Source organism: Enterobacter sp. CM29, from assembly GCF_013179605.1.
GTDB lineage: Bacteria > Pseudomonadota > Gammaproteobacteria > Enterobacterales > Enterobacteriaceae > Enterobacter > Enterobacter intestinihominis.
Genome location: NZ_JABMCU010000233.1, coordinates 1 through 6,179 on the forward strand (window position 1 = coordinate 1; position 6,179 = coordinate 6,179).

Below are 6,179 nucleotides of genomic sequence, written 5' to 3' on the forward strand. Positions count from 1 at the left end.
TCAAGCCAGTTCGCCATTTCACTGTTGGCACGACGGTTCGACAGTACCCATACCGACGCGCCGGTGGCGTTACGGTTCGGCGCAGCATCCGCGTGAATCGACACCAGGAAGTTGGCGTTTTGCTTACGCGCCACATCCGAGCGTCCCATCACTGAAATAAAGTAATCTCCGTCGCGGGTCATGACCCCTTTAAACATCGGATCGTCATTCAGAAGCGCACGCAGCTTACGGGCAATGGCGATAGTGACGTTTTTCTCCCGCGTGCCGCCCGGGCCAATCGCGCCAGGATCTTGCCCGCCGTGTCCGGCGTCGATGGCGATAATCACTTTGTCGCCACTGACCGGCGTTCGCCGCGCGCTGACCGCCGGACGCGTCACCGTGTTGCTGCTGGTCACGGCGGTAAGTCGGTCATTTTGTGATTTAAACGGATTACGGGCTGGCTCAGACGGCCTTGGGGTATAAACCGGCGCTTCTACGCGTTTTGCTACCACAGGTGCAGGCGGTGGCGGCGGCGGAACATCAGCATTAATGGTAAAAACCACCGTATAACTGGCGCCGTTTTGCTGCTTAACCGCCTTCGTTTTGCCCTTTTCGGTGAGATCGACCACCAGACGCAGAGACTGCGCATCCTTCGGCGTCCCCGAACGGATGCTTTTCACCAGATTGTTGCCGCTGAACTGGAGCGGCAGCCCCTGGATCACCCCGGACTGTTTAATATCGAGCGCCACGCTGCGGCTGTCGATTTGTGAGAAAGCATATTCAGGATCGCCCATAAAGCTGAAGGTAATGCGGGCCTGGCTATCGCCATTCGACACCTGAATATCCGAGAGGCTGGCCGCACCGGCCTGCGCGCACAGCAGAACCGTGGCTGCCAAAATCCAACCTTTAACGCGATTAATCATCCCGTTATCCCTACGCTCAACCGGCTAAACGCGCCAGTAAGGAACAGCCTGATGAGGAAACCGCACTGATGCGCGCCTCACGCCCTTGTGCCTGATAATCCAAGTGAATTTCGACATCCGGGTCAGGCAGCACACCCGCACCTTGTTGCGGCCACTCCACCAGGCAAATGGCGTCGTTGGCAAAGTAATCGCGGATCCCCATAAATTCCAGCTCCTCAGGATCCGCAAGACGATATAAATCAAAGTGGTACACCATGATATTTTCAAGCGTGTACGGTTCTACTAGCGTATAAGTCGGGCTTTTTACGTTCCCGTTATGGCCTAACGCCTGCAAAAAACCACGGCTGAAGGTTGTTTTACCCGCGCCTAAATCACCATACAGATAAATGACGGTCGCCCCCTGACAGGCCTGCGCCACGCGCTTGCCGAGATCTAAAGTGGCTTGTTCATCAGGTAAAGGAATCGCTCGATTAGTCATTTTCTACGTCAATCACATCCGGGTTAACAACACGCCGCAGCGTGCAAAAAAGATCGGTGGCCAGCATACCGCGCGTTCCGTAACGAGCAGCCAGCCTGTCAGCCGCCGCACCGTGGGCCACGCAGCCAGCACAGGCTGCATCATAAAGGGGTAGTTTCTGTCCGAGCAATGCGCCAATGATGCCAGAGAGCACATCACCCATGCCGCCGCTCGCCATGCCTGCATTACCGGCATCAACGATGCCCATCGCATCATCGCTGGCGATAACGGTCCCCGCCCCTTTCAAAACGACAACACCTCCGTAACGTTTTACCAGACGTTGGGCTGAAAGTAAGCGATCGCTTTCAATTTCTGCCACGCTACAGTTAAGCAGCCGTGCGGCTTCGCCGGGGTGTGGCGTCAGAATGCGATTGTGACGCTTATCCGGGTTTATTGCCAGAAGGTTAAGCGCGTCGGCATCCCAGAGCATCGGCTTACGAAAATTCTCGGCCTTTTGCAGGGCCTGTTTACCCCACTCCTGCTGACCCAGGCCCGGACCAATGACTACCACGTCCGCCCACTCAAGACCCTCTTCAATCGCCTGTGGGACAAGCTCGTGGACCATCAGCTCCGGCCGCGCGGTAATAATCGGCGGAATGTTTTCGCTGCGGGTCAGCACGCGTACTAATCCGGCACCGCTGCGCAACGCGGCCTCTCCTGTCATGCGAATCGCACCTGCCGTGCCATGATCGCCACCGATAATCAGCAGCCGGCCATGATCACCCTTATGGGATGTGGGGCGGCGCGGAGGCAGCCACTGAGCAAGCAGGGAGGCATCAAAGCGGGTGATGTGGGTATCCTGTCCAGCCAGCCAGTTTTCCAGCCCCAGTGCGTTGTGATGTAACGTCCCCACGACATCCCGCGCTTTACCGGTAAGCAAACCCGGCTTCAGGGCGATAAAGGTCACGGTGTGCGCAGCCTCAATCGACACGCCCGGCGTCGCGCCGGTTTGCGCCATCAGGCCGGAGGGAATATCCAGCGCCACCACCGGGGCGGGGTGCGCATTAGCGTGGGTAATCAGCGCGGCGACGTCATCGCGAGGCGCGCGCAACAGCCCCGTCCCCAGCAGACCATCAACAATCACGTCGACATCCTCGGGCCAGACGATATCAGGCGCATGAATAATGCCCCCCGCATTCAGCCAGGCCTCTCTCGCCATGCCAGCCTCTTCCGGTAGCGGCTTGTCGCTCTCCAGCGCCAGCAGGGTGACGCGCAGCCCCGCCGCCACCGCAAGACGAGCCACCACATAGCCATCGCCACCGTTATTGCCGTGCCCGCACAGAATCAGGTAGTGCGAGGCATCCGGATAAGCCGTGCGCGCCACGTTAAACGCCGCCTCGCCCGCGCGCTGCATCAGTTCATAAAGGGTAACGCCGAGGCTGTCTGCGGCCTCTTTTTCGGCCCGACGGAGGTCATCCGCATGCCAGATGGAATGTGGTATACTTGCGGGGTTTTTCTTCACAGTATGGTCCGTCATGTCACAGCCCCTCGATCTCAATGAATTAGCGCAAAAAATAAAACAGTGGGGTGCTGAACTGGGCTTCCAGAAGGTCGGTATTACCGATACCGACCTCTCTGCCAGCGAGCCTAAGCTACAGGCATGGCTGGATAAACAATACCACGGCGAGATGGAGTGGATGGCGCGTCACGGTATGATGCGTGCCCGCCCCCACGAGCTGTTGCCGGGTACGCTGCGCGTCATTAGCGTACGCATGAACTATCTGCCCGCTAACGCGGCCTTTGCGCGCACGCTAAAAAATCCTTCGCTGGGTTACGTCAGCCGATACGCGCTGGGACGTGATTACCATAAACTTCTGCGCAACCGTCTAAAAAAGCTCGGGGAAACCATTCAGCAGCACTGTGTTTCGCTGAATTTTAGACCCTTTGTCGATTCTGCGCCTATTCTTGAGCGCCCGATCGCCGAAAAAGCCGGGCTTGGCTGGACAGGTAAGCACTCACTTATCTTAAGCCGCGACGCGGGCTCATTCTTTTTCCTGGGTGAATTGTTGATTGATTTACCCCTGCCGGTAGACGGTCCGGTGGAAGAAGGGTGTGGCCGCTGCGTGGCCTGTATGACCATCTGCCCAACGGGCGCTATCGTTGAACCCTATACCGTTGATGCGCGCCGCTGTATCTCTTATCTCACCATCGAGCTGGAAGGTGCTATTCCAGAGGAATTTCGTCCGCTTATTGGCAACCGCATCTACGGCTGTGATGACTGCCAGCTGATTTGTCCGTGGAACCGTTATTCACAGTTGACGGACGAAGAAGACTTCAGTCCCCGCAAGGCGTTACATGCCCCGCAGCTGATCGAACTTTTCGCCTGGAGCGAAGCCTGGTTCCTGAAGGTGACGGAAGGTTCCGCCATACGTCGTATCGGCCACCTGCGCTGGTTGCGTAATGTGGCCGTTGCGCTGGGTAATGCCCCATGGGATGAAGCCAATCTTCAGGCGCTCGAAAGCCGCAGAGGTGAGCACCCACTTCTTGATGAGCACATAGAATGGGCGATTGCGCAGCAAATTGAGAAGCGAAATGCCGGCGTGGTTGAAGTGCAGTTACCGAAGAAACAGCGCCTGGTCAGGGTGATTGAAAAAGGGCTGCCACGGGATGTGTGATATATTCACAGGCTGTGAATAAAAATAAGAATTCAGGCGCCATAAGGTTTAGCAAACAGGTCAAGTGATCTCAATAACATTTTGAAATCAAATTTTCTTCATAGATTACAGTTAATTACGAAGATATTATTCACCCTGCTAACATTTTGTACAACTGGGATTTATCACAGTTTCTGTGGATAACTCTGTTTACAAGAGTGTTTCAGATACAATAGAAAACGTCCCCAACGAAGCATTTCGCTGTGGATAATTTAGGAAAGAAGAAGAATTTGGAGCGGGAAACGAGACTCGAACTCGCGACCCCGACCTTGGCAAGGTCGTGCTCTACCAACTGAGCTATTCCCGCTTGGGTATTCTGGTGCTGTGCGTATCTTGCGATACTTTCAAATTTTGGAGCGGGAAACGAGACTCGAACTCGCGACCCCGACCTTGGCAAGGTCGTGCTCTACCAACTGAGCTATTCCCGCTTGGGTGTTCTGGTGCTGGCGTATCTTGCGATACTTTTCAAATTTTGGAGCGGGAAACGAGACTCGAACTCGCGACCCCGACCTTGGCAAGGTCGTGCTCTACCAACTGAGCTATTCCCGCAAATCTGTACTGCTTTTGTTGCTGTCGTAACGTGTAATTCTCTGTCGTTACGGGAGGCGCATTATACGAGAAATCCGTTTAGCTGCAACCCCCCTCAAAGCGATTTTTTTGAAATTCAGTTCAAGTGCTTATTTAATCGGCAAGCTGAACAATTTAGCGACAAAAACCCGGCCACGCAAGGCGCCGGATCGCAAAATTAAAGCTTAATAAAGTTTTCGCGATAGTACGCCAGCTCCGCAACAGACTCACGGATGTCGTCCATTGCCTGGTGCGTCCCCTGCTTTGTGAAGCCGTCGAGAATTTCCGGTTTCCAGCGGCGGGCCAGCTCTTTTAAGGTGCTCACATCCAGATAGCGGTAGTGGAAATAGGACTCCAGCTCCGGCATGTACTTAAACAGGAAACGACGATCCTGACCAATGCTGTTGCCACAGATAGGCGATTTTCCTGCCGGCACCCACTGCTTCAGAAACTCAATCGTCGCCAGCTCCGCTTCGCGGTCGCCCAGAGTGCTGGCCTTCACGCGTTCCACCAGCCCGCTGCCAGTATGGGTACGCACGTTCCACTCATCCATCAGCGCAAGCTGGTCATCGGACTGGTGCACGGCAATCGTTGGGCCTTCCGCCAGAATATTGAGGTTGGCATCGGTGACCAGTGTGGCGATCTCAATAATGCGATCGCGCTCGGGATCCAGGCCGGTCATCTCCAGATCGATCCAAATCAGGTTGTTTTCGTCCGCGCTCATGTTATTTTCCACCCTTCTCGCTTAACCGGCAGTAGCAGGTTAACTAGTATTAATTAGAGTGTATCATAGAGGTTTTGCCCGCTATGGGCGACCAGGAGCCAGCGCGATTGAGTAAAAATAAACTCTCCAAAGGGCAGCAGCGCCGCGTGAATGCAAATCACCAGCGCCGTCTTAAAACCACTACGGAGAAGCCCGATTACGACGACAACCTGTTTGGCGAAGCGACGGAAGGCGTGGTGATTAGCCGCTTCGGTATGCATGCCGATGTCGAGTCTGCCGACGGGGACATCCACCGTTGCAATATCCGTCGCACCATCCGTTCCCTGGTGACCGGTGACCGCGTGGTCTGGCGTCCAGGCAAAGCGGCTGCGGAAGGGGTAACGGTTAAAGGTATCGTTGAAGCCGTGCATGAACGCACGTCGGTTCTGACCCGTCCTGATTTCTACGACGGCGTAAAGCCCATTGCCGCCAATATCAACCAGATCGTGATCGTTTCGGCGATTTTACCCGAACTTTCGCTCAACATTATTGACCGTTATCTGGTGGCCTGCGAAACGCTACAGGTTGAGCCGCTCATCGTGCTGAATAAAATCGATCTGCTGGATGACGAGGCCATGGCCTTTGTGAATGAGCAGATGGATATCTATCGCAATATTGGTTATCGCGTTTTGATGGTTTCCAGCCGCACCAAAGATGGCCTGAAGCCGTTAGAAGATGCGCTGACCGACCGCATCAGTATCTTTGCAGGGCAGTCTGGCGTGGGTAAATCGAGCCTGCTTAACAACCTGCTCGGCCTTCAGCAAGAAATCCTGACC

Annotated in this window: 6 protein-coding genes and 3 tRNA genes; 2 read left to right on the forward strand and 7 right to left on the reverse strand. The window is 55.1% G+C overall.

Going from position 1 to position 6,179, the window contains the following annotated elements:
• From amiB to nnr, 3 genes are all read right to left on the reverse strand, one after another.
• Positions 1 to 902, reverse strand: a 902-nt coding sequence (gene amiB, locus HP459_RS20480) for an N-acetylmuramoyl-L-alanine amidase AmiB (protein WP_171936744.1), incomplete at its 3' end; no start/stop codon positions are given.
• Positions 903 to 918: 16 nt separating this feature from the next.
• On the reverse strand, positions 919 to 1,380 hold the full coding sequence (tsaE, locus tag HP459_RS20485; protein ID WP_003855970.1) for a tRNA (adenosine(37)-N6)-threonylcarbamoyltransferase complex ATPase subunit type 1 TsaE: 462 nt from the start codon (positions 1,378 to 1,380) through the stop codon (positions 919 to 921).
• Complete coding sequence (gene nnr / locus HP459_RS20490; protein ID WP_171936745.1) at positions 1,373 to 2,896, reverse strand: bifunctional ADP-dependent NAD(P)H-hydrate dehydratase/NAD(P)H-hydrate epimerase; 1,524 nt, start codon at positions 2,894 to 2,896, stop codon at positions 1,373 to 1,375. The genes tsaE and nnr overlap by 8 nt, the downstream gene beginning before the upstream one ends.
• Between nnr and queG the strand changes: the two genes are divergently transcribed.
• The gene (gene queG, locus HP459_RS20495; protein WP_015572463.1) at positions 2,895 to 4,034 is read left to right on the forward strand and encodes a tRNA epoxyqueuosine(34) reductase QueG; all 1,140 of its coding nucleotides are present in this window, start codon (positions 2,895 to 2,897) and stop codon (positions 4,032 to 4,034) included. The genes nnr and queG overlap by 2 nt on opposite strands.
• A gap of 270 nt (positions 4,035 to 4,304) precedes the next feature.
• On the opposite strand, the gene HP459_RS20500 is transcribed toward queG, so the two are convergent.
• The 4 genes from HP459_RS20500 to orn all read right to left on the reverse strand — a co-directional run bounded on the left by HP459_RS20500 (position 4,305) and on the right by orn (position 5,364).
• Positions 4,305 to 4,380: transfer RNA gene (locus tag HP459_RS20500), tRNA-Gly, on the reverse strand.
• A gap of 45 nt (positions 4,381 to 4,425) precedes the next feature.
• Positions 4,426 to 4,501, reverse strand: a tRNA-Gly gene (locus HP459_RS20505).
• Between the two features lie 45 nt (positions 4,502 to 4,546).
• A tRNA-Gly gene (locus tag HP459_RS20510) sits at positions 4,547 to 4,622 on the reverse strand.
• Between the two features lie 196 nt (positions 4,623 to 4,818).
• Complete coding sequence (gene orn, locus HP459_RS20515; protein ID WP_038415130.1) at positions 4,819 to 5,364, reverse strand: oligoribonuclease; 546 nt, start codon at positions 5,362 to 5,364, stop codon at positions 4,819 to 4,821.
• A gap of 107 nt (positions 5,365 to 5,471) precedes the next feature.
• On the opposite strand from orn, the gene rsgA reads away from it, so the two are divergent.
• Positions 5,472 to 6,179, forward strand: a 708-nt coding sequence (gene rsgA, locus HP459_RS20520) for a small ribosomal subunit biogenesis GTPase RsgA (protein WP_171936746.1), incomplete at its 3' end; no start/stop codon positions are given.

What these genes read in the sequence shown, in the direction of transcription:
- nnr (WP_171936745.1), bottom strand. Translation starts at nt 2,896, where the DNA reads ATGACGGACCATACTGTGAAGAAAAACCCCGCAAGTATACCACATTCC.
- orn (WP_038415130.1), bottom strand. Translation starts at nt 5,364, where the DNA reads ATGAGCGCGGACGAAAACAACCTGATTTGGATCGATCTGGAGATGACC.
- queG (WP_015572463.1), top strand. Translation starts at nt 2,895, where the DNA reads ATGTCACAGCCCCTCGATCTCAATGAATTAGCGCAAAAAATAAAACAG.
- tsaE (WP_003855970.1), bottom strand. Translation starts at nt 1,380, where the DNA reads ATGACTAATCGAGCGATTCCTTTACCTGATGAACAAGCCACTTTAGAT.